This is a genomic window from Thioalkalivibrio sp. ALJ24, assembly GCF_000377785.1.
Taxonomy (GTDB): domain Bacteria; phylum Pseudomonadota; class Gammaproteobacteria; order Ectothiorhodospirales; family Ectothiorhodospiraceae; genus Thioalkalivibrio.
In genome coordinates this window covers 24,474-49,792 of the sequence record NZ_KB898732.1, presented here as the reverse complement: position 1 = coordinate 49,792, position 25,319 = coordinate 24,474, and the positions used below count along the sequence as shown (strand labels likewise).

Sequence of the window (25,319 nt, the reverse complement as noted above, 5' to 3'; positions counted from 1 at the left end):
TCGCTGTGGCACCATCAATGCCATGAGCGTTCGTCGTATCCTGCGTATGGGCCACCCCGACCTGCGTCGCGTCTGCGACCCGGTGGCCGATGGCGACTTCGGCAGCCCCGGGCTGCGGGCGCTGGTGGACGACCTGGTCGACACCATGCACGCCAGCGAAGGGCTCGGCCTCGCCGCCGCCCAGATCGGTGACTCGCGGCGCGTGGCCGTGATCGAGATCCGGCCGGGCAACACGCGCTACCCCGATGCCGTACCCACCGGCCGACTGGTGCTGGTAAACCCGGTGGTCACCGTGCTGGATTCGACGCCGCAATGCTACTGGGAAGGCTGCCTGTCCGTACCCGGCCTGCGCGGCGAAGTCGCCCGGCCGCGCCACATCGCCGTTGACTACCGCGAGCCCGACGGTACCGCCCGTCGTCTGGAACCCGAAGGCTTCCTGGCCACCGTGTTCCAGCACGAGATCGACCACCTCGACGGCACCCTGTTCATCGACCGGGTGACCGACACCACCCGTCTCGCCTTCCTCGAGGAATACCGCGAATTCCACGCAGAAGCATAGGGCTCACGACCGATGCAGGGCCGGCCGGGCATTACGCACCACCTCGGCCCCCAGCTCGTCCAGCAACGGGTGGGCGGCCAGGCCGAGCAGGCCGTCGGTCAGGGGATTCTCGCCGCCGCAGCGCACGGCCAGCTGCAGATGCGTGCCGCGCCCGCTCGCCGACAGCCGGTAGCAGCCCTCGCAGGACAACCCGGCCAGCGCGCGCCAGCCGAGCAGGCGCGGCGGGACGGCCACCAGCACCTCCACGTCAAAAGACAGCGGCACCCCGGCCACGCGCACACGCCAGCGGTAGCGCCCGGGCCCGACGCAGGTGATGGACTCGATGGCCTCGCTGTACTCAGCGAACGCCTCCACCCGGGCCATCAGATCGAACACCGCCTCCGGAGCAGCATCGATCTCGATCTCGTGGCGGATCACCGACATCGCGCCCCCCTGCCGGATGCAGGCCGGGAGCCGGCCGGACCGGCGGCACGAGCCCCGTCAGTCGTGCACGATGATGCGGGAGCCGGCGGCGTCGATGTCCACGCGGGAACCGGAGTAGTCGCAGGCCTTCGCGATGTCCTCCAGCGCCGGCATGTCATTGAGCTCCGCCAGACGATGCAGCAGGCTGCCGCCCTCGCAGTCACGCGGCATGCCGCCGTCGTCCGGCGTGCAGCCGAACTCGCCCCCGTTCACCGACCAGTCCATGTCGGCGGGCATCTTCAGCACCACCGGTTCCTCGTGCATCACCTGGAACTTCGCCCGCATGGCGTTCTTGCCGTTCTCCCAGTCCAGGACCGGCATGTTGTCTGCGCTGCGCATGGTGTGCCTCCTTCGCGATTCCGCGAGGTTGCAACGGGTTTTGCGGAGCCTTTCCCTGCCCCTTGCCTTTGACGCTAGACCCGCCCCTGGCAACCGTCAAAGACGGACCACCGTCCCCGGACAGGCCCCGCAGCCCTCACACGGAAACACAAGGTACCGAGGGGATGCGGAGCCTGCACCGGGCTCGCCACGGGGCGGGCATATCAGGCTGCACTGAAGTGACCCCTCGCTCGAGAGCATGGTGAGAAAGACTCTCATCGATCCGGAGCCATGATCCGACCGACAGGCGGGAAACCGTGTGCCGAACCGGAGCGCGCTCATCGGGCGCTTCAACGCCAGTGAGCGTGACGAGATCCAGGAGATCACCCACTGGTGGGTGCTCGACTCCCACGGAAAGCGGGCGCATGACGCACCCGGTGATCTGCCGCCGGTGGTCTGCGCCGGGCTCCGTTGGACGCCCGAGGACTCCAGGAATGGATGGTCCGCTTGACGGGCCCGCTTACGCCGGCAATTCTTCCCGAATCGCACTACACTCCTGCTTGTATGGACCCAGCAGAAGTTAAAGCTGCGCTCCTCAGCGTTTCGCTTGTGAGCATCCGGTGTTGCACTACGGCCGACAGGAACAACGACCTTGAACGATGAACCGATCACGGACAGCTTCAATCGGTATTTTTCTCTGACCGAGCCGAGGACGCCGGAGGAACGGGAGGCGGCATATCGACTGCGCTACGAGGTCTACTGCCGCGAATTCCAGTTCGAACGTGAAGAGGATTGTCCGGGCCAGCGGGAGGCCGACGCCTACGATGACCAGTCCTGGCATTGTCTGCTCCGACATATCCCTAGCGCATTCGCGGCAGGTAGCGTGCGCGTGGTCCATGTCGATGCCGATGATCCCATCCCGGACCTTCCAATGGAGCGGAATTGCCGGGATAGCTTTTTCGACGTGCCCCAACGGCCGGACCGGCTCGACCGGGGCAGCATCTGTGAGGTCTCGCGACTGGCTGTGCATGGCCTGTTCCGGCGCCGTGCGGGTGAACAGGTCAGCCCGATCGGCGACCCCGCAGCACTGGATTTGACGCCCGAACAGACTCGCGTGTTTCCGATTCTGGCGGTAAGCCTGTTCGTTGCGGCGACCGTTGTCTGCGTCCGTGAGAACAAGCGCCACGCCTTCGCCATGATGGAGCCCGCACTCGCGCGGATCCTCCGCCGCACCGGGCTCGAATTCACTCAGATCGGGTCCAAAGTGGACTATCATGGCGAACGGGCCGCGTTCTACATCGATTCAGGTGAGGCCCACGCGAGTCTGATGCGGTCGGAGTCCCTCGGTCCGTTATGCACACGCCTGGCATCCTCGCTGGACGGCGGAACCGAATCCTCAGCGCCGGCGGCCTCGCCAGGCCCGTGACTGGCGCCACCGTTCCGGACAACACGGGGCATGAATCAGTCACCGCGCCTTGTTCCTGCACTAAGGCGACCCGAACACCGGCGTGTTCATTAGTCACTGTTTCCCTGAATGACTTCCTGATCCAATCGAACAAATCCGCCATATGACCCGGCTTCATCCGGCTGCGCTGCAGCAACTGCACAGGGGCTTCGACACCGACATCCCGGGCCAGGCGGAGGACCTTGACCATCATGAACAATGACATTACCGCGAACGTAACCGGCGTCCAGCGGCAGACCCGTGGCGTGGTCAAGCCGACCTCCGTGCAGGAAGTCCGCGACATCGTGCTGCAGGCGCGCCGGGATGGCGTCCCGTTGTACCCCATATCCACGGGTTTGAACTGGGGATACGGCTCACGAGCCCCGGTCACCGACGACAACCGGGTCGTCGACCTCAGTGGCATGAACCGTATACTCAACGCGGACGAGATTTCAGTGGATAATCCCGTCGCGGTCATCGAGCCGGGCGTGACACAGGCTCAGCTGTTCCGATTTCTGCAGGAGCATTGCCCTGAACTCAGTTTCAACGTCACAGGGTCAGGCAAGGATACAAGCCTCCTGGGCTGCGCCCTGGACCGTGGTGTCGGCTATTTTGGCCCGCGCTACGAGGATGTATTCGGCCTGGAAGCGGTACTCGGCACGGGGGAGGTCCTGAAAACCGGGTTCCGCAGGCTCGGGGAACAATCTCCTCTCGCCCACGCCCATCCTCACGGCCTGGGCCCCATACTCGACGGATTATTTTTTCAGGGCAATGCGGGCATTGTCACCAGCGCCTGTCTTCAGTTGCGTCCGAGGCGCCCCAGGGAGGTCGCGGTATCACTGTCTCTTCGCCGTACCGAGGATCTGGGGGAGCTGATCAATGTTCTCGCGCGTCTGAAGCGCGACGGTCTGCTGACCTCCGTGACGCATATCGGGAACAAGGCGCGCAATCAATCGACACTGATGCACGGCATCACCGACTATCTGATCGAATCTTGTGCCCTGACACCCGAGAAGGCGCGGACGGAAGCGGAACACGCCCTGGACATGCTTGCCCCCTATGAATGGTCCAGTCTCGCCGCGGTGACCGGCAACCGGGGTCAGGTGCGGGCCGCCGTGCGGGAGATTCGGCGCAGAACAAATCGCCTGGCACGGCTCGTCGTCCTGACGGAGGGAATGTTAAGCCTCGGGCAGGCAGTGCTAAAGCCGTTACGGTTCCTCCCAAAGGCTCGCGCGAGCGCGGCTGCAATCCACGCCATGAGGCCACTCCACCGTCTGGCTTTGGGCGAGCCGACCGACGTGCCAATCCAGAATCTGCTGTGGAAATTCGGCCACCCCAACCGACGGGCGCAGGAACTTGATGCATCCCGCTGCGGCCTGCTGTTCGTGAATCCTGCACTGCCGCTCGATGGTGCGCTGGCAGCCAAAACGGTAGCCGGCATGGAAGCGGTCGCCCGCGAATACGACCACGTCATTTACATGACCCTGAATATTGAAACACCGACATCCATGGTGGCTGTCATCAATCTACTGTTTGACCGCACCAATGCGGAGGAGGTTGAGCGGGCGCATGCGTGCGCAGACGCACTTCTCGAGCACATGATCCAAGCTGGCTTGTCGCCGTATCGGGCACGCGCGGATATGATGAATCAACTGATATCCGCAGACGACCCGTACTGGAATAACGTCCGGAGCATAAAAGGCGTGGTGGACCCGGACAATATCATTGCGCCCGGCCGTTACAGCCCGCTGTAGGCCAGAGACCACCCGTGGGCAACCTAAATCTCGGAATGGCCTGGATCGCCAGCGAGCCCCATGAACTCTACGCGGGCGTTCACTGGGTGCATGGCGCCGATACCAGGCCCGGCGGGTTTCATCAGGGCAAGCGCATGCTGGTTTTCGGCTGGCGAGGGCAGTTCTGATGCGCTGGATGCTGCGGCATCCGCGGCTTGCCCTGGCGCTTCTTGCGCTCCTGATCCTGCTTCCCGGGCCCGTACTGCTCCAGATCAACCTGGACAACGCCCCCGAGACCTATGTACCCGAGGATGCTCCGGCGGTCTTGCTGGAGAACGAACTGCGCGAGACCTTCCCTCAGGACGAGGTGCTGGTGGCCTTGTTCGAGGGCGAGCAGGTCTTCGAGGCCGACTTTCTGACCCGGCTCAACGCGCTGACCGAGGCCCTGGAGGGTGACGATCGAGTGGAGCGGGTGCTGGGCCTGACCAGCACGGACCATATCCGCGCCACGCACGACGGTTTTGCGGTGGAGCCGCTGGTCGACGCCGGCGACCTCAAGCGGCTGGACGCCTCGGGCTGGCGGGAGCGGGCCCTGGGCGATACCTTCGCCCCGGGGCTCATCGTCTCCGAGACCGGAGACGCCACCGCGCTGGTGGTGCGCCCTCATGTGCTGGAAGACAGCCTGCAGCGCCTGGAGCTGGAACGCCTCCTCCGCCACTCCATCGCGGACCACGGACTGGAAGGCGAACTGACCGCCGTGGCCGGGCACGTGGCCCTGGACGTAGCCCAACTGCGCGCGATGATCGGCGATCTCGCCCTGCTGGTGCCGGGCACCATGGGTATTGGCTTGTTGCTGCTGTGGTGGCTGTTCCGCCGCTGGCTGGTCGTGGGTCTGGCGGCCGCCACCATCAGTGCCGTGACCGGTTCCGCCCTGGCCCTGCTGGTGCTCACCGGCAAGCCGTTTACCCTGGTCACCGCGATCATGCCGCCGCTGCTGACCGCGCTGACGGTGGCGATGATGATGCATTTCTTCAATGCCGTCCTGCACGCCGCACAACGCGGTTGCCACGGGCGTGCCCGAGTGGAGGCCGCGCTGCAGGCAGTGGCGCGCCCCACCCTGTTCATGGCCCTGACGACCGCAGCCGGCCTTGCCTCGCTGAGCGTCAGCCCGATCCGCCCCATCGAGACATTTGGTCAGGTGTCCGCAGTCGGCGTCCTGCTCGCAGCGGTCTGTGTACTGGTGTTGTTGCCGACGCTCCTGGCCCACTACGACCGCGGGCCGTGGACGGGCCAGCGCCGTGGCATGCGGCAACTGGACCGGGCCCTGCGGTTCTCCGCCCACCTGGCGATGCGCCGGGCAGGGTGGGTGGTCGCCGCGGCGGTGCTGCTGTTCGCCCTGGCCATCCCGCAGATCCGCCACGTCGAAGTGGAAACCGATCTTTACGCCTTCTTCGACGAAAAGCACGAGATCATCCAGGCCACCCGGCAGGTCGAGTCGCACCTCGCCGGCGTGATGGCCATGGAGGTGGTCTTTGACGGCCCCGACTGGGACAGCCTGACGGCCCCCGAGCGGCTGCAGGCGATCCACGCGGTGCAGGACTGGGCCGATTCCCGGCCCGAGGTGGACCACAGCCTTTCGTTGCCCGACCTGGTCGCGGAGATGCACTGGGCCTTCAACGAGGAGGATCCGGATTACCGAACCTTGCCCGACAGCGAGCCGCTGATCGCGCAATACCTGTTCATCTATGACGGGCAGGATCTGTGGGACGTCGTGGATCGGGATTTCAGCCGCAGTCGATTGCTACTCAACCTGAACGTCACCGGCGCAGCCGAGCTCAATGCCCTGATGGCCGACCTGAGGGAGCACCTGCGGGCGGAGCCCCCCGCCGACCTGAAGTGGGATATCGCGGGGATGGGGCGACTCTTCGCCGACCAGGAACGGTTGCTGATTCAGGGCCAGCTCCACAGCCTGCTGGTTGTAGTAGCGCTCTTGTCCGTGCTGATGCTGCTGATGTGGCGTTCGGTCCCGGTCGCCGCCCTGAGCATTATCCCGAACGTGGCGCCGGTGGCGATGATCTTCGCCATGATGGGCGTGCTCGGCATCTGGCTGGACATGGCAACCGCCATGATCGCGAGTGTCGCGATCGGCATCGCCGTGGATGACACCATCCACATCCTGCACGACTATCTGCGCCGCCGTCGGGCGGGTAGCCCGGTGACCTGGGCATTGGCGCGGACCTTTAGGCGTACCGGGCGTGCCGTCACCGCGACCACCCTTGTGCTGGTCGGCCAGTTTTTACTGCTGACGCTGTCGGATTTCCACCCGACAGCCGCATTCGGGTGGCTGACCGCCTTTGGCCTGGTGGTCGCCCTGGTCTTCGACCTCCTGGTGCTGCCCGCGATGTTTGTTGTCTGGGATCGCCTTCGGATGGCTTGGTTCCGCGCGAGACTCACACAAGCGCAGAATTGACGGGCATCCGAGATCACAAAAAGCCGACCTTGCCCAAAACGGTGGACAAGCTGTTGCGCATTGCGTCGAAGGTTGCCGCCGACTCTTGTTTGACCGGGCTCACGCCGATGAGGTGGAGCGGGCGCATGCCTGTGCCGACGCACTGCTGGACGATGTCATGGGAGAGCGCCTCTCGCCCTACCGAGCACGAAGCGACATGATGCGCCGGATCGTGGATCCGGGCGATGGCTACTGGCAGAAGATCCGGCAACTCAAGAATGAACTTGATCCGGATAACCTCATTGCGCCAGGTCGTTATAACCTGCCTTGATCAGGCGTGCCCATCGGTTCACCGGGATGTCCGTGGTGCCAACGATCAATTGAACGCTGATCTCGGGCGCAACAGGGTGGTTGATGACGTTGGCTGCTTATTGATTGGGGTGTTCCTTGGGAATAGCGACCTCTGACTAGCCTTGACGCGTCGTCATGCGGCTGTCTTCGAAGGTACTTTGGTAGCGAGAGGGGAATGGCACGAAAAAAGGTGGGTCACCGTCCGTTCCAGTGACCCACCTTGTGGTGCCTCGATGCCAGAGGTCCTAAACCCCTGGCGTCGGCTAGTGCTAGCCCACGCGGCGACGCGCGATCATCAGACCCAGGCCAAGAAGCCCGAAGCCCATCAGCGCCAGAGTCGCAGGCTCTGGCACGGCCGTGTAGCTGAACTCACCACTGCCACCGACGAAACCCTGCCGATCTTCGCCGATTTCGCCGTTAAACTCCGGGTCTTGCGCACTCTCGGTGACGAACGCAAAGTCGAAGAACGGGCGTGGCGAGACGAAGAACTGTTCGCCATACTCGGTGAGGATGAACTCGGCGGTTGCCGACAAAAACGCATCATCCAACCCACCGAAAAGGTTCCCAAAGCCAGAGAACTCTTCAGGCCCACCAATTCCGCCAAAGGCGAGTTCAAAGAGGCGGCCTGAGTCGAGGTCGTCTGAGTTGGTCGTCGCTCCTATCAACGTGCCATTGTCAAGGTCAGCGGACGTGGTTTCCAGTCGCTCCCCAGACCCATCATCTGGCCGATTGAACCCCCACATCGAGTACGACAACTCATCAATAGTTTGACCGTCAAGATCACCGGATGCAGTGTAACTATATTCCACCCAGAGGTCGTAGGTGGTGTCTGAGGCCCGAGACGCGAGTTTGGTGACGTCAAAATCAAGCTCGGTATCGGCGAGTTTAAATGTGCCGAAGTTGAGCCAGCCCGAGCCCTGCGTGGTAACGCCCGCGCCATCAAAGGTTTGGTCGAGGTCCGTGCTCCAACTTCCGGTGATTTCGTCGGCCGTGAACTGAACATCTTCACCTAGCAGGTTCGCATCCACGTCAAACTCTTTGCTTCCGGCGAGCGCATTAGATGCAGAAAGCCCCAAAAGTAGAGCCACCCCGGTGGCGGCCATTGTCATCTTCTTGGTCATCTCTTGATCCTCCCAGATCTGTGGGTGAAGACTGTACGTCCTACCTGTATGAGTGGATTAGCAAACACCTTGCCAATCCCGCAATAATAGTTGTAAGCCATTGACTAGGAGAGAGAAGACCCCGGCCGTCCGTGCCCCCCCCCGAGTCGGGAGATGCGCACGTGTAAAGTCCCCTGACAGTCCACAACGGCTTCTTCGTCGGTCACGGGGCGGGAGGAGACATCAGCGCCGATGGCCAACGCCAACGGCAAATACAGGGTTTTCGGCGGCGTCAAGCTCCCAGACTGGGTAGCAGCAGGGTCGGTGCATTAACCGGGAGGTCATGACGGTGCTTGGCCTCCGGCTCCAAGGTAGCGGCTTCTTATGGGGACAGGGCGGCAGACAGTTGGCAAATAACGTCCATCACGCGGGCTGGCTTGTCAGGCCTAGTAGCCTGGCTAGGCCTGACAGGCGCGGTATCGGCCAAACGGTTAATTCTTCTGTGCGCTGGGTCACGAGACTGCCGATGTAAAGTTTCCCGACGTTGCCCCGACCCGCGACCACGTCCGCCCGCAACCAAGTACACGAACGACGGGACCAGAGGCCTTTACTCCTGTGACAATTCCTCCATTAGACCCCGTGCCCGATCGACGTCGACGAAGTCGTCCAAATCGCTCAGTTCCGTCAGGATTGAGCGCGCCTCCTCGGTCTGATCTACCTGTATGTGCGCCTCGGCGAGCGCGAGACGAAACTCCGGCCTGGGATTCAGTTCGACAGCCTTCTCCATGGCCTCCAGGGCTCGGGCGTGCTCGCCAGCATTGGCCAGAGCGGTACCCAGCGTATGCTGGACGTCCGCGGAGGCAGGTGCCTGGTCGCGAGCACGCTCAGCCAGGCTGACGGCTCGCCTGGGGCTCGTCTCCCGTAGCAGCCATGCCAGGTTGTTAAGCATCAAGACATCATCGGGGTTGTCTTGGAGCATGTGCTCGTACAGTGACACCGCTTCGGCGTCGTTGCCTTCAGCGATGTGCAGCGCCGCCAAGGTGTGCCGGCCGGCATAACTCATGGGCTCATCTGCGCCCCCATACCACTCTTCAAGTACTGCAAGGGCATCCGCATCGCTATCGGCGCGCCGGTGTACCTCCGCCAGAGCAAGTGCGCCGCGCTCCGAGGGGTCGACGCGCTGCGCCTCTCGCAGTCGCTCGATGGCGTCGTCGAGATTCCCTTGTGCCAGGGCGAGATTAGCCCCCTCATTGAGCACGTCCCGCCTGGGCTCGAAGTCCTCCAGCAGCGTGCGGTATTCTGCCATGGCGGACTCATATTCCTGCTCCAGCCGGTAGGCGCGCACCAGTAAGATGCGCGGTTCAAGCGCCTGAGGTTCGAGTTCGGATGCGCGGCGCAGGGTTTCCCGCGCCGATGCATAATCCTCCAGCCGTACCTGGTTCTCTGCGAGCCGCATTCGCAGTCGGGCGTCGTCGGGCTGGAGTTCTACGAGCCTCTCCCAAGGTGTCCGCGCCTGCGCGTGCTCGCCCAAGGATTCAAGCGCCGCGGCCTGGACGAGGAGCACATCCGGGTTATCGGCATGCGCGTCCAGTATCGACTCGAGCGTCGCCAGAGCGTCCTCCGGATTGCCCTCCGCCACCATGAGGCGTGCATGTATTAGCCGCGGCGGGAGCGCGTCCGGGTGTTGCTCCATGGCTTCACGCACGAGACGCCTGGACTCGCTGCTGTTGCCGACGCTCTCCTCAAGCCGAGCGAGTCGCAAGGTGACCCCCAATTCCTCCGGATTGGCATCGTGCGCACGCCGGTACACAGCCAGGGCGGAGTCCTCTCGCCCCTCGCGAATGAGCAGCTGGGCGAGGTAATGAACCGCTGGAACGTAGCCAGGATCCAAATCAATCCCGCGCACAAGCGCTTGAATCCCGTCCCGTGTATCACCGAGTGCGATATGTGCCCCCGCCTTAAGGTTGTATAGCGCGCCCGAATCGGGATATTCGTCGATCAGCGCTTTCGCCAGCTGCAATGCGTCATGATACTGCCCCTCCGCCAAGGCAGAGCGCACCGCTCCGAGTTCCTCTTCGCTCGGCTCGGCATCATGTTCAGTTGCCTCCAAGACGAGGCTCTCGTCACTGATCGCGGCGGCCATGGGGGACCCATCGTCATCTCGCATCATGGAGAAGGCGACGCGAGTCATCTCTGGTGTGGCTTCATCACCACGGTCCAAGGACTCACGGAGAGAAACCGCAAGGCGATCCGCTGGAAAGCGCGGCACATGGGCGTCCAGCTTTTCTTTAGCGGAGTCATGGTTGCCGGCTCGCATTTCCAGCACAGCCAGCATGAGTGAGCCGACAGCCTCCTCCGGCTCCAGCACGCGGTAACGTTCGAGCTGATGGCGCGCCTGGTCGTGGCGCCCCGCATCGCCGTGGATCACGCCCAGCATCAACCGCGCGGGCGAGAAGCGGTCATCACGGGCAACCGCGTCTTCCATGGCGGCCTGCGCCGAGCGTGCGTCGCCTTCGTGCATGTACGCCAGCCCGAGGGCGTAATGCCCGCCCGCAAAGTCGGGCGCCAAACGGGCCAGGCGCTCAGCATCCTCTCGCGCCTCATCCACGGCATCGCGCTGCAGTCGCAACATGGCCCGGCGATAAAGGTCCCTTGGCGCCGGCGTCGCTAATGCCTCGATCGCATGCGTGAGCGCCTCCTCGGCATCGTCATTTCGCCCCTGCGTGTGGTCGAGCATCGCGCGCGTGCGCCAGGCCTCGGCGTGGTTCTCGTCGGCTGATAGCGTCCGCTCCACCCATTCGCGCATGCGCTCGGCGTCGTTATCCGCGCGGGCCAGCAACACCTGGCCAAACCGGGCATTGGCCGCCCCGGGGTCGGCCGCAAGTGCCTTGCGGTATTCTTCCCGCGCAAGCTCCATATCCCCCTTGCGTAGCGCGGCCCGGCCCCGCAGCGCATGCAATTCGGCCGTCTCCGTCTGACCAAGTTCTTGCGGCAGCTCGATGGCCAGGACACCTTCGTCCTCCCCTCCCATCCAGCGCGCCTGCGCCAGGGGCAGCGCAAGCTCGTCGTGGCTGTAGCCCAGACTCTTCGCTCGCTCCAGGTCGCGGCGGGCAGTCGGGTAGTCACCCGCATCGATTCGCGCAATGCCGAGGTAAAAGCGGGCCCGGGCATTGTCGGGGTTTTCCTGCAGCGCATTACGGAATTCGATGATGCTCTCGTTCAGCCGCCCGTCTTGGTAGTAGTCGACGCCGCGTGCCATATACTCCTGTTCATCGGTGGATAACAGGCCGTCGCAGCCCCCGACCATCAGCGCGACAACGCCCACGGACAGAGCCCGCACTCCGCGCCGAATTGGGAACCCGTTCCTTACCCTGAAGCGTTTCATGGTCTACCTCACTCGGCTGCCACCCTCTCCGGGTAGCAGACCCATCCGAAATCATTTAAGCCCAAACTTGTCCATCAGGTTGTACAGCGTTGGCCGGGTAATCCCCAACAGGTCGGCCGCCTGTGAAACGTTGTGGTTGCAGCGTGCCATCGCGCGCAGGACGGCCTCCCGTTCGGCGTTGTCCCGTACCTCCCTCAGGCGAGGAGAAGGCGCCTCCTCGGTCAGGCGCTCCAGGCCAAGATCGCGCGCGGTGAGGCGTGGACCGTCCGCCATGATCACTGCGCGCCGAATCACGTTCTCCATCTCGCGGACGTTCCCCGGCCATTCATACGATTCGATCGCGTCGGCGGCATCCCGGGTGAACCCGCGCAGAGACTTGCGCTGCTCGCGCGCAAACCGCTCCACCAGGGCGTGGGCGATCAGGCTCGGATCACCCTGGCGCTCTTTCAGGGGCGGGATGTCAATCGAGATCTCGGAGATACGGTAGTAGAGGTCTTCGCGGAAATGGCCCTCGCGGATCCGGGCCTGCAGGTCCTGGTTGGTCGCCCCGACGATGCGCACGTTCACCGGGATTTCGCTGCGCCCGCCCAGACGCTCGATCTTGCGCTCCTGCAGAAAGCGCAGGAGTTTGGCCTGCAGGCTTTGCGGCAGGTCGCCGATCTCGTCCAGGAACAGGGTGCCGTTGTTGGCGTGTTCGATCTTGCCGATCGTCTGTCGGGTCGCGCCGGTGAAGGCCCCCTTCTCGTAACCGAACAGTTCGCTTTCCAGCAGGTTCTCGGGAATGGCCGCGCAGTTGATCGCCACGAAGCGCTCGCCGGATCGGTCGCTGAGGTCGTGGATGGCGCGGGCCAGGACTTCCTTTCCGGTCCCGCTGTCACCCAGCAGGAGCACCGTGGCATCCGAAGGCGCGACCCGTTCCACCATCCGGCACACCTCGAGCATGCCGGGGTCGGCGGTGATCAGGCCTGCCAGCGGGCTCCGGGAATTGCGGGTCAGCGAGCGGTTCTCCGCCTCCAGCTCGTAGAGCCTGGCCGCCCGGTCCACGATCAGACGCAGCAGTTCCGAATCGACCGGCTTGATGTAGAAGTCATAGGCACCCAGCGACACGGCCTTGAGCGCGTTGTCTCGATCATCGTTACCGGTCACCACGATGACCTTGGTCTGCGGGGCCTCGACCAGGATCTCCTCCAGCAGCGCGAGGCCCTCGGAGGCATTTGCCGGATCCGGCGGGAGTCCCAGATCCAGCGTCACAAGGCCGGGGTCATGGCGACGGACCTGAGAAATGGCGCTGGCCCGGTCCTCCGCCTCGAGGACTTCATAACCATCGAAGCACCAGCGGAGCTGACTGCGCAGCCCCGGGTCATCTTCCACGATCAGCAGTTTCGGCAACGAACTCACGACCCCTCCGCGGTTCTCTGGAGCGGCAGGCGCAGAGTGAAACGCGTCCCCACGCCCGATTCGCTTTCCACATCGATGCGACCACCCATGGCCACGATCCGGTCGCGTGCCTCGTACAGTCCGATACCCATGCCGGCGTTGCCCTTGGTCGTCTGGAAGGGACGAAACAGGCGATGCTTCAGAAAATCCTGATCCATCCCGCGACCGTCATCCTCTACCAGAACCTTGGCCCAAGGACCTTCGGCATGCAACTGCAGCGTGATACGCCCGTTATCCGGGGTGGCCTCCTGGGCGTTCCGGACCAGATGCATGAAGACATTGCGCAGGATTTCCTCATCTGCCCGGACCATCAGGGATCCCTCGACTTCCAGCGACGGCTCCGGTTTCAGGTCACCCACGGCATCGACGACCTCGCGGGCCAGTTGTCCCAGATCCACGGTACGCGGAGTGGCGACCGTGGCGGAGTGGGGCTGACGCAGCTGGAGCAGCGTCCGCTCCAGGCGCTCGCGGGCGCTGGCCACGGTGCGGAACGCGTCCCGCACGAACTCAGGATTGTCCGCGTGGCGCTCCGCGTTGGAACACACCAGCGACAGCTGGGCCGAGATGTTTTTCAGGTCATGAACCAGATACGCCGACAGCCGATGGAACGCCTCGAACTGGCGCGCCTCGAGCAGCGCCTCGTCCGTCTGCACCAGTGCCACATAGACCGCCAGCTGGCGCCCGGCGGTCTTCAGCAGATCCCGTTCTTCCCAGTCGATCTTGCGCGGCGCGCGAGGGCGCGCCAGCACCACGAAGCCCTGCAGCAAATCGCCCTTGAGGAGCGGGACGACCAGCCAGTGGCGGGGGTTGTCCCGGAGCCAGCGGGGCAGCTCCAGTGAGCGATAGGCTTCCGGATTCCGCCGGAATTCATCGAGATCGATGACCCAGCCGGTCCGGGCGAGAAATTCCACCAGAGGGCTTTCGTCCGTTTCCGGCGCATAGTCCGGCTCCCCCAGATTGAGCACACCGTCCAGACGGTATCCCCCGTCGCGCTCGCGCACCCAGAGCAGTCCGCCGGGACTTTCCACCAGCTCCCCGATCGCCTGGATCGCGCACTGCCGCAGCGGCATGTCGCCGTCTTCTGCCGAGAGCGTGCCCGTGAAACGCAGCCACTCCTGTCGATAGTCGAATGAATCGCGAAAGAAATGCTTGGACAGGAACACGCGCAGCCTTGCGCGGGCACTGCCCGAGGTGAAGATCACGACCAGCAGGACCACGGCGCCGAACAGGAATGCCACGGTCAGCACGGCGCCCAGCTCGCCTCCCAAATTATGCAGGTAATACCCGGCGGCCCCCACGGCCAGCAGGTACACGCCGGCACCGGTCAGTGCGGCGCCGTGAAACAGCAGCTGTCGCGAAACCGTGGGTGCCTCATCCCGGACCGGGCGCCGCGCCAGAGCGATCGCGATCAGCGGAACCACGATCGCGTTGACCAGGCCACGCGCCTGCCAGACCGGGCTCTCCACCGCCTGGAAGAGCGCGAGGTCCGCAAACAGGAACAGATCGAACGCGAATATCGCCCCCAGCCCCAGAGCCAGGAACTTGATCTCCCAGCGGCGCTGCGGGGGAGTGTTGCGGTAGACCTGTTCGACCAGGACCAGTCCCAGAACCACCATCGCCAGGACGGCAATCGCGGGCCACGGGCCCAGTGCCGCCATTTCGGGCAACACCAGCAGCACCAGCGCAACGACCAGAACCGCTGCGGTGATCAGGGCGATGGTGCGCAACGGCCCGAAGGACTGGCCGGCCGAATCGGTACGTCCGGCGAGAAGGGCAAGCAGGAGTGCGAACCAGCCCGCATTGCGCAGGACTTCAAAGGCACCACCGGCCATGGGGGTGATATCGGTCTGCAGCGCAAGCAGGCCGAAGTGCACCGCCCAGGCCACCGACAGCGTGGATGCACCCGCCACCCACAGGCTGCCCGGCCGCTTGCGCCAGGGCACCAGGGCAAGAAACGCGAGCACCAGGAAGGCAACGGCCGCGGCGAAGTAACTGGCGGCGGCCAGGGGAAACAACGTGTTATCGGGCCCCACGACCAAACAGCACGACCTTGACGGTCTCGACCAGGATCACGATGTCCAGAAACAGGGTGTGGTTCTTCACGTAGTACAGGTCGTACTGCAGCTTCTCCCGGGCATCCTCGACGGACGCACCGTAAGGATAGCGAACCTGCGCCCAGCCAGTGATCCCCGGCCGCAGGGAGTGGCGCGCCTCGAAATACGGAATCTCCCTGGAGAGCTCCCGGACAAAGATCGGGCGCTCCGGTCGGGGGCCGACGAACGACATGGTGCCCTGAAAGACGTTGATCACCTGCGGCAGCTCGTCAATGCGCAGCTTCCGGATGATGCGACCGACCCGGGTAATGCGGTCATCGTCCTGCGCCGCCCAGCGGGCGACGCCATCGACCTCGGCGTCCTCGCGCATGCTGCGAAACTTGCACACCTCGAACGGCTCATTGGCCAGCCCGACGCGCGTCTGCCAGTAGAATACCGGGCCGCGGCTTTCAAGCTTGATGGCAATGGCCGTGAGAAGCATCACCGGCAACGTCACCAGCAACAAAAGGCCGCTGGCCAGCACATCAAAGCTGCGTTTCACCGTCTGACGCAACCCGTCCTGACGAAACCCCTCGCCAAACACGAGCCAGCTGGCGTTCAGGGAACCGAGCTGAAGCTTCTGCTGCTCCCGTTCGAAAAAGGCCGTCAGGTCCATGACCCGGATGCCGTGCAATTTGCAATCCAGCAACTGCTTGATCGGCAGGTTGCCGCGTCTGTCGCGGATCGCCACAACGATCTCGTGCGCACCCTGGTCACGCGCCATTTCGAGCAGGGTGATATCCCCCTCAAGCCGCAGTGTCGGGAGTCGGCTAGCGGAAGTGTCGTCCTTCTCTTCCGGCGTGGCGATATAGCCAAGCAGGCGATACGGCAGCGCCGCGGGGCTTTTCTCGGGATGCACGTGTTCGATTTCGCGCGCGCGGCTGCCCACCCCCAGGACCAGTATCTTGCGCTTGAACGCATCGGCACTGGAGAGGCTGGCCCAGAGGGTTCGTTCGACCACCAGCCCCAACAGGATGGTCAGGATTCCGGCCCCCACATAGAACACGGTAAATGCGGATGCAGGAACGAACATGGCATAGAGCAGGAGGGCACCCCCCGCGACCACCAGCACCGGGAACACCTGGAGCGCACACCGCCCGGGATGGCGGGTGACCAGACGATCTTCCTCGTAATGGCCGGCAAGCAGGAGGGCCAGGAGAAAGACCGCGGACGCGGCCACCGGCTCGAAGGCCAGAACACTCGAGGCCTCCGGCCGGAAAGGCGGCAACTGCAGGAGCAGACTCAGGGACAGGTAAACGACGGCCAATTCGGTCAACCCCACGAGCAGCACATGCCGCTTCACGTAATGGCCGAAGAGTCGCATCGCGCTGTCAGCCCCGATTACTCGATGGTCGGGGCCGGCACCTGAGCTGCAAAACCATGGCAGCGCGCCCGGGCCGTCAGAATCGCCGTTCCGGGATCACCAGCGTGTCACCCGGCTGCATATCCACGTTGGCCGAGATATCTCCCCCGTTGATCAGGTCATCCAGCCGCACGCGATACTGCTCGGTCTCTCCGTCCTCCTGACGCGCAATCACGGCGCGGTTGCCGGCGGCAAAATCCGTAATGCCTCCGACGGCGATCATCACATCCATGACCGTCATGTCTTCACGGTACTGCAGGGCCTGGGGTTCGGCCGCCTGGCCGATCACACGGACCTGGCGATCGTACGGCCCGCTGAACCCGGTAACCATGACCGTGACGATCGGATCACGCAGATAACGCGAGAGCTCCTCCTCCATCGCGCGAGCCAGCTCCGTCGGGGTGAGGCCGCTGGCCTGCACATCTTCCACCAGCGGTGTCGTGATCTGCCCGTCGGGACGAACGCCCACACTGGTGGACAAGTCCGGATTGTTGCGCACCGCCACCTGGAGAGAGTCGCCCGGGCCGATGACGTATTGCTCGAGAACCGTGCGTTCAACGGTGGAAGGTGCATCCGGATAATCGGTCATGGCGCAGCCTCCCAGCAGCAGGGAGACGAACACCACCAGGCCGATTCCGGCTTTCGGAGCATGCAACAAGAAGGACATCGCGGTTCCCCCGGAGTCTGGTCGAGATCGTTATACGTTAACCGACAGAAGGCCGGACTGCACCGCGGATCGCCCCCGAAACGAAGCTCTCTCGCCCGCATCGGCCTTTTCCCCTTTCCTGCAACGGTACCGCTGAACGGCGCATCGCGTCCACGCGATCCGGACGATTCCGGAAACATGCGACCGCAAGCGGTGCGGAAGGCTTCATCCCTGCTGGCCCCCGACCACTTTTTCTTCCCAGGCCAGTGCGTGGCGAACGATCTCGTCGAGATCGTCGAACCGCGGCTCCCAGGAGAGGGTCTCGCGGATACGGCGGGCATCGGCCATCAGAGCCGGCGGGTCACCCTCGCGACGCGAGCCCACGGTGACCGGAAAGTCCACGCCGCTGATCCGTTTCACGGCATCGATCACCTCCAGAACGCTGTAGGCACGCCCGTAACCACAGTTGAGCACCTGCGAGCGCCCTGCTCCTGCCAGATGTTCCACTGCACGGACGTGCGCAGCCGCAAGATCCTCCACGTGAATATAGTCCCGTTCACAGGTTCCGTCGCGGGTGTCGTAATCGGTGCCGAACACCTCCATCCCGTCGCGCTGACCGGTGGCCGCCTGACAGGCAACCTTGATCAGGTGCGTGGCTTCCGGCGTCGCCTGCCCCAGCCGCGCGTCGGGGGCCGCCCCGGCCACGTTGAAATAACGCAGGCTGACGTAACGCAAGGAAGACGCCGCCCCCAGGTCCATCAACATCCGTTCGGACATCATCTTGGAGGCGCCATAGGGGTTGATCGGCTGCAGCGGGGCATCCTCGGCAACGGACATCGTCGCCGGGACCCCGTAGACCGCAGCCGTGGAGGAGAACACGAAATTGCGCACCCCCGTTTCCACGCAGGCCTGCAGCAGACCCAGAGTACTGGAGGTGTTGTTGCGGTAATACTTGAGCGGGTCGCTCACGGATTCCGGCACAACGGTGTGCGCGGCAAAATGCAGGACCCCGTCGTAGCCGGACGCCAGCGTGGCCCGCAGCGTCCGGGTGTCCGCAAGGTCGGCTTCAACCAGCTCGGCATCACCGACCGCCCAGGCATGGCCGGTACTGAGGTTGTCGTACACGGTCACGGTGTGCCCGGCTTCCACCAGGTGGCGCGTCGCGTGGCTGCCGATATATCCGGCTCCGCCGGTCACCAGGAGCTTCATCCGTTATTCTCCAGCCGCTCCGTCGTAAGTGGCCGACCGCTCCCCCGACACGTGGCCCGGTGGCTCCAGGTCGCCCCGCATAAAATACCACAAAATACCGAGGTATTCGTGCATGGCGAGCCAGCTGACGCGCAGCGCACTCGCGGTGGGCCGGAGCGTACCGATCCCGACCCCGTCGCTGGAGGGCACGAACGCGCCCGTGGGGGCGGCCGTGACACGCAGGCCCGTGTTCTCGAATGCAGGAACGGCGCGCCTGAGGTGATGGGCATGAGTCACCAGCAACACTTCCCCTACGCCCATCTCCTGCAGAAGTTCTGCGGAGTACAGCGCATTCCCCCGCGTATCGCGCGCGCGGGACTCACGCACGATCTGACGCACGCCCAGTTCCTCGAGGACCTCCGCCATCCATCGGGCTTCGGGCTCCCGATCCTCGGCCGCACCGCCGGTCGCCATCACCGGGAGCCCGGTCCGGTGATGCAGGGACGCGGCATAACGCAGGCGCTCCAGCGCCAGGTCGTTGACCGTCTCGCCGCCGAACTCGACCGCCCCGGCGCGATAACCCGCCCCCAGGACCACGATGAATTCGGCCGCTTCCAGATCTTCCTCGGACGGCGGAGCAAAGGGATCCTGCAAAGGCGCGATGATGGCGTGACTGACCAGCGGAGTGGCGAAGGCGTACAGGAGGATCCCGCCGGTGACGGCAAGCCAGCGACCCAACCGGTAACGCACCAGGAGCAGGCCCGCCAGGAGCAGCAGAAGCGGACCGGCCGGGGGCAAGAGCCAGTCGGCCAGCGGACGAAGCGATATCGATTCCAACACGAGTCCTCATGCGATGCCATGGCGGCCTGCGGCCCGCAGGCAGGCGGGCAACCCACGGGCCGGCACGGGTACGCCACCGTCTCCGGGTCCATCATCGGTGAACACGGTCAGCGCTACAACAGGGGCCCTGAGCGGGACACGACCCACCCGCCCCTGGCGGATGCAGGATGGGCCCGGGAGGGATGCCGCAGGCCCCGTCCGAGCTGCTATTCTTCGTTATACATCCCGCTGCCGAATCGGTGAATTTCTGACCTCCATGACGGCCCGCCCCGAGAACACTGCCGCCGCATTCAAGGCCTACGACATCCGCGGGCGGGTGCCGGAGGATCTGAATGCCGGCATGGCCCGCCGGATCGGCCATGCCTTTGTCGCCACCCGGAACGCTCGCACGGTCCTGATCGGGCATGACATGAGGCTGGAGAGCCCGGAGCTGTCCGAAGCCCTCGCGCACGGCCTGACCGAGGCCGGCGCCGACGTCATCGATATCGGCCTGTGCGGCACTGAAGAGGTGTATTTCGGCACCGTCCACCACGAAACTGACGGCGGCATCATGATTACGGCCAGTCATAATCCCAAGGGGTGGAACGGCATGAAGCTGGTGGGGCGGGGCAGCGAGCCCATCAGTGGCGACAGCGGCCTGCACACCATCCGGGATGCCGTAGTGGACCCCGAAAGCCGGCCCCCGACTGGCGCAGCACCCGGCCGTTACACCCGGAACACCGACAAAAGCGCGTATATCGCCAGCCTCCTTGAGGCGATTGACCGTTCCCGGCTGCGACCACTGAAGATCGTCGCCAACCCCGGCAACGGAGCCGCCGGCCCGGTGCTCGATGCCCTGGAGCCCGAGCTGCCGTTCGAATGGATCACCATCCAGGGGGAACCGGACGGCAACTTCCCGCACGGCGTGCCCAATCCGCTGCTGCCGGAAATGCGCTCGATCACGTCGGAGGCCGTACGCAAACACGGGGCCGATTTCGGGGTCGCCTGGGACGGCGATTTTGACCGCTGTTTCCTTTTTGACGAGCAGGGGCGGTTCATCGAAGGCTACTACATCGTAGGCCTGCTGGCCGCCCAGCTGCTGGAACATCATCCGGGCGAAAAGATCATCCATGACCCGCGGTTGACCTGGAACACCATCACGATGACCCGGGAAGCAGGCGGCACCCCGATCCAGAACAAGACCGGCCACGCCTTCATGAAAGAACGGATGCGGGCCGAAAATGCTCTCTACGGGGGCGAGATGTCGGCACACCATTATTTTCGGGACTTTGCCTACTGCGACAGCGGCATGCTGCCGTGGCTGCTGGTCGCCGAACGCCTCAGCGCCAGCAACGCGCCATTGTCCAGCCTGGTCGATGAACGCATCGCCACCTTCCCGTGCAGCGGCGAAATCAATTTCACGGTCAACGACGTCGGGGGCACCATCGAACGGATCCTGGCGGTCTATCGCGACGGGGCAGACGCAGCCCCGGCAATCGACTACACCGACGGCGTCAGCGTCGAATTCGCCGACTGGCGTTTCAACCTGCGCGGATCCAACACCGAGCCGGTCCTGCGCCTGAACGTCGAAACCCGTGGCGATCCCGCGATGCTGCACACCCTGACCGAAAACCTGAGCCAACTGATCCGGGAGTCGTCGCAATGAATCCGGAACGCCTTCAGCCCGTGATCATGGCCGGCGGCTCGGGCACCCGTCTGTGGCCGGCTTCGCGCCGCCTGCACCCGAAGCAGTTCCTTCCACTGCTGGGAGAGGAAAGCCTCCTGCAGCAGACGGTTCGGCGCCTTGCCGGGCTGGACCACGCCGTGCCGCTGCTGATCTGCAACGAGGAACACCGCTTCCTGGCCGCCGAACAAATGCGCCAGTGCGGTCTGGAAGCGGCTCCGCTGATTCTGGAACCCGAGGGGCGCAATACGGCCCCAGCCATCGCGCTGGCCGCCCTGCACGCGAGTCGCGATGCCGACGACCCCCTGCTGCTGGTACAGGCGGCCGATCACTCCATCGCCGATACCCCTGCGTTCCAGGCGGCCGTCATGGACGCCGTGGCCCTCGCGCAAGGCGGGCACCTGGTGACCTTCGGCATCGTCCCTACGCAACCGGAGACGGGCTACGGCTACATCCAGCGGGGCGACCCGCTGAACGACGCGGGTGACCGCCTCGTTGGCCATGCCGTACGGCGCTTTGTCGAAAAGCCGGATGCCACGACCGCCAGCGAGTATCTGGCGCGCGGAGACTACCTCTGGAACAGCGGCATGTTTCTGTTCCGCGCATCCGCCTATCTCGAGGAACTGGAGCGCCACGCCCCGGATGTCCTGACCGCCTGCCGCGAAGCCCTTTCACCGGCCGAGCCCGAAGCCGATGCCCTGTACCCGTTCATCCGGCTTGATGGCGAGGCCTTCAAACGAAGCCCGGACATCTCCGTGGACTATGCCGTCATGGAAAACACCCACCGAGCGGCCGTGGTGCCGCTTGGTGCCGGATGGAGTGACGTCGGTTCATGGTCGGCCCTGTGGGAGGCGGGCGAACACGACGCCGCCGGCAATGTCACCCGGGGCGACGTGCTGCTGGACGAGGTGAGCAATACCCTGGTCGATGCCGGCCACCATCTGGTCGCCTGTCTCGGGGTCGACAACCTGATCGTTGTCGCCACAGCGGACGCGGTGCTGGTCGCCGACCGCAATCGTGTTCAGGAGATCCGGCGCCTGGTGGACGAGCTCAAGGCGCGCGGGCGCCCGGAATCCGATCAGCACCGCGAGGTCTACCGCCCCTGGGGCTGTTTCGATGCGATCGACAGCGGTCACCGCTACCAGGTCAAGCGCATCACCGTGAAACCCGGGGCGCGACTCTCCCGTCAGCTCCACCATCATCGAGCCGAACACTGGGTCGTGGTGCGCGGTACCGCCCGGGTGACCAACGGTGAGCAAAGCTACCTGGTCACCGAAAACGAGTCGACGTTCATCCCCATCGGGCGGGAACACTGCCTTGAAAACCCCGGCAACATCCCGCTGGAAGTCATCGAGGTCCAGTCCGGCAGCTACCTTGGCGAGGATGACATCGTCCGCATCGAGGACCCGCACGGCCGTTAATAGCGGAAACGTGGACCGCGACGGGGGTCAGGCCACCGTCAGCGCCGTGAGCAACGGCGGCAGGATGGCCGAGGAGGATCAGAACTCCCCTCGCCAGCCCAGAACCAGCATGCGGTTATCCCGGTAAAAACCGCCGGGCGTATCCTCGGCGCCGTCCAGCCAATGCGCCCCCACAAACAGCTCGTGGGGCTCGTTTGCAACCCAGGCGATCTCCGGATTCAGGTACGCGTCGCGCTGGTTCAGCCCCAGAGAATAACGCATGCGCGCCCGCCATTCGTGCGCCGAGAACGGGGCTTCCAGTTCACCGGTGAGGAAATAACTTTCACGCACGTCCAGCACACCGCTCGCGTCGAGCAGGTGCTGCCCCGCCAGCTGCGTGGTCATGCGGAAGTCTCCGCCCCCGGGGAACCCCTCAACACCCACCACCCAGTCAACGCCCTCTTTCGTGGTCTGACGGAGATCCTCGCTCTGCGTCACGGGTACGTCGCTCAGCCAGGCAGCCTCCGCCCGCCAGGTCCATGCCCCGGCCACGAAGACCACATCGCCGCCTACGACCCAGGTACGCGGGTGGACACTCTCCAGCATGGGGTCTTGCGGAGGCGTTCCCGCAAGGAGGGCCTCGCGCGTCTCGTCATCGAACCGGTAGTACGGCTCGGAATGGCGCGCGCGCTGGACCGTGACAGCCAGATCGGCGCCGCGACCGGAACGGCTCAGGCGCACCCCACCGCCCCCGTCCCCGGAGACATCGTCATCCAGACCGGCCTCGCGGATGACCGGCGCCAGCGCGGGATCCTCCGGCAGTCCCAGCAGGCGGCCACGGTTACGGTCCACTGGATGCCACAGACTGTCACGATCGGGCATCTCGGCCGGCCGGAAAACGGGCAGCCATACCAGATCGGCCTGCCACGGCCCCTGGAACCACTCGGCGCGGATCGCGGGGTTGGCCCTGCGCCGCTCCGCGTAGGGGTCCAGTCCGAAGCGGGTCAGGTCCCTGGTACTCAGGCGATCCGTCGGGGGGATCTCATCCACCTGCCCCCACAGGATGCGCTGGGTACCGAGAGTCAGGCGCGTGTTATCGCCGCGGTAGCGCAGGTAGTTCTCGTGGTAATCCGCACGTAGCCGGGTGTCGTTGGGCGCTTCTCTGCCGTGTTGCGCCTGCAGATCGGCACGGGCGCCGAGCCGCAGTTCCCAGCCTTCACCCAGCGGCCGCGCGGCAGTGAGGATCGCTCGCCCGTACTGGGTAGTGTGCACCGGCCGGTCGGACGTGCCGAGGACGCCGCCCTCAACCAGGACGTCTCTCAGGCGCACATCCCATTCGGACGGTTCATCGGCGTCGTCGTCCGCATCGGGCTGCTCTTCGCCAAACGTGAAGCCGCGCGGGGATTCCCGTTCCTCGCCGGAGACGGAAGAGTCGTCATCCTGTGCGGCCTGTGCGACTTCCGCCGGGACATTCGCGGACGCGTCGGCCTGGCGGCGTTCCTCCGAGGCGTATTCCGGCGGGATGCGGAGCAACGCCCCGGCCAGCATGCGGTCCCGGGCGCCATCGAAGGCATGAGGGTTGTGCTCGAACAATGCCTGCGCCATCGCGTCTATCGGGACTTCCGCACTGGGGCGCAGCTGCCTGGCGATGCTCCACAGAGTCTCGTCGCCCTGCACGCGATGCCCGTCGTTGCCACCATTGACCCGGACATCAGGGCCGGTCGCTTCGACCTGATCGCGGGCGTCTTTGGCATCATGTCTCTGCACCTGCTCGGCGTCCGGGACCATCAGCGTCGCGCCGCTGCGCATGCGATCCATGGCCCCGTCAAAGGCCTGCGGGTTGCGTTCGAACAGCGCCAGCATCATCTGCTGCACGCTGGTTCCGGAGTCGGGCCGCAGACGTTCGGCGATGCTCCAGAGGGTGTCCTCGCTGCCCACCGTGTAGGACTCGGCGTCGGCCTCACCTGCATGGGCGGTGCCGGCAACCCCGAACGCACAGACCACCACCAGCGCCACGGCCGACGGTTTCAGGCCTCCGGCCCGGGACGGCTCATGGACGATGGGGGCGTGCACGCTCGGGGTCCGACAGACTGCGGGTGGAAAAGAGGTCGCGGGGCAGGTCGGTGTCGTAGACGACCTCGTCGACATTGAGCACGGTCTGGCGGCCGCTCTCCAGATCGGTCATGGTGCTGCGCATGATGGTCCAGTATCCCTGGACCTCCTGAATCTCCTGGACTTCCATGCGCCTGGACGGCTCCTCCCCGCCTTCGAAGAGGTCCATACGCAAGGGGATCAGGGTCTCTTCGTGCACCCAGCTCAGCCGCTTGCTGTACACCGAATTGTCCGGATCCACCGGAGTACTTTCGAGCAGGGTCACTTCAACATCCTCGAAGGTGTCGGTCCCGACGATCCGGTGGTCGTCCTTGTGCGGTTCGCGATCCTCGAGATCTTCGAAGTAGAGCTCGGACTGAACGAAACTTCCGCCACGGTTTTCGCTGCTGATACGGCGCTCGCGCTGGACCGCCGGAAGGAACAGCCACTGATCCACATCGCCGCCGGGATGGTTGTGCACCAGAAGGGCGGTTTCCGCAATATTGCTCGGCGAAGTGAAACGGATCAGGTTCCAGCTTTCCCCCTCGTCGCCGTCAAGCCGGTATTGGTAGCTCTCGCGCACTCGATCGCGTCTGCGCCCCTCGCCGGTCAGGGTCATCTGGCCGCGAGTGACGGCGTCATTCCCGTCCGGACGTTCGTAGATGGCCTCGGCCAGGGCCTCACCGTCGGAGTACCCGCTGGCCATCACGGGGGCTGCAAGCCCGAAGGCCAGCAGTCCGGTGAGAGCGAGCGGCGGGATGGCTCGGATCATGTGTTCACCTCGTGCAGGTCGAAAT

At 64.7% G+C, this 25,319-nt stretch carries 19 protein-coding genes; 7 read left to right on the top strand and 12 right to left on the bottom strand.

Annotation, left to right across the window (positions count from 1 at the left end; translation table 11 throughout):
- Nucleotides 1–22 precede the first annotated feature (22 nt).
- Nucleotides 23–559: a peptide deformylase gene (gene def / locus D571_RS0111835; protein WP_026287823.1), complete on the top strand. Its 537-nt coding sequence runs from the start codon at nucleotides 23–25 to the stop codon at nucleotides 557–559.
- A 3-nt stretch (nucleotides 560–562) separates the two neighbouring features.
- On the opposite strand, the gene D571_RS0111830 is transcribed toward def, so the two are convergent.
- Nucleotides 563–982, bottom strand: coding sequence for an SRPBCC family protein (locus tag D571_RS0111830; protein ID WP_018936904.1), 420 nt, complete (start codon nucleotides 980–982; stop codon nucleotides 563–565).
- Between the two features lie 57 nt (nucleotides 983–1,039).
- The gene (locus D571_RS0111825) at nucleotides 1,040–1,360 is read right to left on the bottom strand and encodes a hypothetical protein (protein WP_018936903.1); all 321 of its coding nucleotides are present in this window, start codon (nucleotides 1,358–1,360) and stop codon (nucleotides 1,040–1,042) included.
- Between the two features lie 631 nt (nucleotides 1,361–1,991).
- On the opposite strand from D571_RS0111825, the gene D571_RS0111815 reads away from it, so the two are divergent.
- From D571_RS0111815 to D571_RS14325, 4 genes are all read left to right on the top strand, one after another.
- Nucleotides 1,992–2,765: a PEP-CTERM/exosortase system-associated acyltransferase gene (locus D571_RS0111815; RefSeq protein ID WP_018936901.1), complete on the top strand. Its 774-nt coding sequence runs from the start codon at nucleotides 1,992–1,994 to the stop codon at nucleotides 2,763–2,765.
- A 230-nt stretch (nucleotides 2,766–2,995) separates the two neighbouring features.
- Nucleotides 2,996–4,537: an FAD-binding oxidoreductase gene (locus D571_RS0111810; RefSeq protein WP_018936900.1), complete on the top strand. Its 1,542-nt coding sequence runs from the start codon at nucleotides 2,996–2,998 to the stop codon at nucleotides 4,535–4,537.
- 166 nt (nucleotides 4,538–4,703) lie between these two features.
- Nucleotides 4,704–6,986: an RND family transporter gene (locus D571_RS0111800; protein WP_018936898.1), complete on the top strand. Its 2,283-nt coding sequence runs from the start codon at nucleotides 4,704–4,706 to the stop codon at nucleotides 6,984–6,986.
- 85 nt (nucleotides 6,987–7,071) lie between these two features.
- Nucleotides 7,072–7,296 (top strand): hypothetical protein, encoded by a 225-nt coding sequence (locus tag D571_RS14325; protein WP_156815787.1) that lies wholly within the window; start codon nucleotides 7,072–7,074, stop codon nucleotides 7,294–7,296.
- A gap of 289 nt (nucleotides 7,297–7,585) precedes the next feature.
- On the opposite strand, the gene pepA is transcribed toward D571_RS14325, so the two are convergent.
- The 8 genes from pepA to D571_RS0111755 all read right to left on the bottom strand — a co-directional run bounded on the left by pepA (nucleotide 7,586) and on the right by D571_RS0111755 (nucleotide 19,365).
- Nucleotides 7,586–8,437 (bottom strand): flocculation-associated PEP-CTERM protein PepA, encoded by an 852-nt coding sequence (gene pepA / locus D571_RS0111790; RefSeq protein ID WP_018936896.1) that lies wholly within the window; start codon nucleotides 8,435–8,437, stop codon nucleotides 7,586–7,588.
- Between the two features lie 586 nt (nucleotides 8,438–9,023).
- Complete coding sequence (locus tag D571_RS0111785; protein ID WP_083916902.1) at nucleotides 9,024–11,801, bottom strand: tetratricopeptide repeat protein; 2,778 nt, start codon at nucleotides 11,799–11,801, stop codon at nucleotides 9,024–9,026.
- A gap of 51 nt (nucleotides 11,802–11,852) precedes the next feature.
- Entirely contained in the window at nucleotides 11,853–13,190 is a 1,338-nt protein-coding gene (gene prsR, locus D571_RS0111780) for a PEP-CTERM-box response regulator transcription factor (protein ID WP_026287821.1), read from the bottom strand.
- A 5-nt stretch (nucleotides 13,191–13,195) separates the two neighbouring features.
- Nucleotides 13,196–15,253 carry an XrtA/PEP-CTERM system histidine kinase PrsK gene (gene prsK, locus D571_RS0111775; RefSeq protein WP_018936893.1) on the bottom strand — a complete coding sequence of 686 codons (2,058 nt, stop codon included), beginning with the start codon at nucleotides 15,251–15,253 and terminating at the stop codon, nucleotides 13,196–13,198.
- 4 nt (nucleotides 15,254–15,257) lie between these two features.
- The gene (locus tag D571_RS0111770) at nucleotides 15,258–16,655 is read right to left on the bottom strand and encodes a TIGR03013 family XrtA/PEP-CTERM system glycosyltransferase (protein WP_018936892.1); all 1,398 of its coding nucleotides are present in this window, start codon (nucleotides 16,653–16,655) and stop codon (nucleotides 15,258–15,260) included.
- Between the two features lie 76 nt (nucleotides 16,656–16,731).
- A complete protein-coding gene (locus D571_RS0111765) occupies nucleotides 16,732–17,361 on the bottom strand; it encodes an XrtA/PEP-CTERM system exopolysaccharide export protein (RefSeq protein ID WP_018936891.1) in 630 nt (209 codons plus the stop codon).
- 204 nt (nucleotides 17,362–17,565) lie between these two features.
- A complete protein-coding gene (gene galE / locus D571_RS0111760; protein WP_018936890.1) occupies nucleotides 17,566–18,549 on the bottom strand; it encodes a UDP-glucose 4-epimerase GalE in 984 nt (327 codons plus the stop codon).
- A 3-nt stretch (nucleotides 18,550–18,552) separates the two neighbouring features.
- Nucleotides 18,553–19,365, bottom strand: coding sequence for a YdcF family protein (locus D571_RS0111755; protein ID WP_018936889.1), 813 nt, complete (start codon nucleotides 19,363–19,365; stop codon nucleotides 18,553–18,555).
- Between the two features lie 259 nt (nucleotides 19,366–19,624).
- On the opposite strand from D571_RS0111755, the gene D571_RS0111750 reads away from it, so the two are divergent.
- Nucleotides 19,625–21,013 carry a phosphomannomutase/phosphoglucomutase gene (locus D571_RS0111750; protein ID WP_018936888.1) on the top strand — a complete coding sequence of 463 codons (1,389 nt, stop codon included), beginning with the start codon at nucleotides 19,625–19,627 and terminating at the stop codon, nucleotides 21,011–21,013.
- Nucleotides 21,010–22,452 carry a mannose-1-phosphate guanylyltransferase/mannose-6-phosphate isomerase gene (locus D571_RS0111745; RefSeq protein ID WP_018936887.1) on the top strand — a complete coding sequence of 481 codons (1,443 nt, stop codon included), beginning with the start codon at nucleotides 21,010–21,012 and terminating at the stop codon, nucleotides 22,450–22,452. Before D571_RS0111750 ends, D571_RS0111745 begins: the two co-directional genes overlap by 4 nt.
- A 78-nt stretch (nucleotides 22,453–22,530) precedes the next feature.
- Here the strand turns inward: D571_RS0111745 and D571_RS0111740 are convergent, their stop codons facing one another.
- Complete coding sequence (locus D571_RS0111740; RefSeq protein ID WP_051076187.1) at nucleotides 22,531–24,435, bottom strand: FimV/HubP family polar landmark protein; 1,905 nt, start codon at nucleotides 24,433–24,435, stop codon at nucleotides 22,531–22,533.
- Nucleotides 24,436–24,481: 46 nt separating this feature from the next.
- Nucleotides 24,482–25,294, bottom strand: coding sequence for an outer membrane lipoprotein-sorting protein (locus D571_RS0111735; protein ID WP_018936885.1), 813 nt, complete (start codon nucleotides 25,292–25,294; stop codon nucleotides 24,482–24,484).
- Between the last annotated feature and the right edge of the window lie 25 nt (nucleotides 25,295–25,319).